This window comes from Microbacterium schleiferi (assembly GCF_038150145.1).
GTDB classification, from domain to species: Bacteria; Actinomycetota; Actinomycetes; order Actinomycetales; family Microbacteriaceae; genus Microbacterium; species Microbacterium schleiferi_B.
Genome location: NZ_JBBWSA010000023.1, coordinates 1 through 1,082, shown reverse-complemented (window position 1 = coordinate 1,082; position 1,082 = coordinate 1). Strand labels below are relative to the sequence as shown.

The following is a 1,082-nucleotide window of genomic DNA, read 5'->3' as shown; positions in this document are numbered from 1 at the left end:
TGTACCCGGCCGTCACGTTGGTGCCAGGCGTGTGATCGGTGGGTGGCCTCCGAGGGCTGAGTGGCGTCGTCCAGTGTTGTAGTGCTCGAGCCAGGGTGCAAGCGCGGCGGATCGGTCGGCGTTGGTGAGGAAGACCTGTCGGTAGGCCCATTCGGTCTGCAGGGTGCGGTTGAAGCGTTCGACCTTGCCGTTCTGCCAGGGGCAGTGCGGCTTGATGAACTTCTGCCGGATGCCGTGCGCTGTGCAGACCTCCCGCAGCGAGAACCGGTAGGCCCAGGCGTTGTCGGTGATCAGCCGCTCGATGCGGGTGATCCCATGGGCGGCGAAGTAGGCGAGCGCTCGTTCCAGGAACGCTGCGCAGGTGGGCCCCTTCTCGTCGGGCAGGACCTCCGAATAGGCCAGCCGGGAGTGGTCGTCGACGAGCGAGTGGATGTAGTCGAATCCGACTTTCATGTTCCGGTCCCGCAGGATCGATCCGCTGGCGCGGCCGTGTGCTTTCCAGCCGCCGCCGTCGGGGATGCGGCCCAGCTTCTTCACGTCCATGTGGACCAGTTCGCCGGGACGGTCCCGCTCGTAGCGGGCAGCGGTGGTCTTCGACGCGCGGATCACCTCCCCGGTGATCGGGTCCAGCGCCCGCAACGGCGGGATGTCGTGGCGGGCCAGGATGCGCGAGACCGTCCGGGGTGAGACGCCGAGTCTCGCGGCGATCTCATCGCGCCCGAGGCGCTCTTTCCGGCGCAGCTCGAGCACCGCTTCCTCAACCTCGGCGCTCGTGCGCGACGGGCTGGTGTGCGGACGTGAGGACCGGTCACGCAGCCCGGCCTCACCCTCGTCGCGGTAGCGGGCGATCCACCGCGTCACGCAGCGACGCGACACTCCCATCGCCGCGGCGATATGCGCCTGCTTCCAGCCCGCCCGGGCACGTTCGATGATCAGCCGCCTGCCGTGAACGGTTAGGCGGGCGTTAGCGTGGGCCATGGGACCTCCGTGTGCTTTGTGAAGACGTCAGACATCTCCACTAAGCCCGGAGGTCCTCTCCGTTCACAACCCGCACCGCGGAACCAACCTCATGGCCGGGTACA

General features: G+C 67.7%; 1 protein-coding gene. It reads right to left on the bottom strand.

Features of this window, described 5'->3' with window-relative positions; genetic code table 11:
* Positions 1-12: 12 nt before the first annotated feature.
* On the bottom strand, positions 13-978 hold the full coding sequence (locus tag AADH62_RS14540) for an IS481 family transposase (RefSeq protein ID WP_341580143.1): 966 nt from the start codon (positions 976-978) through the stop codon (positions 13-15).
* Between the last annotated feature and the right edge of the window lie 104 nt (positions 979-1,082).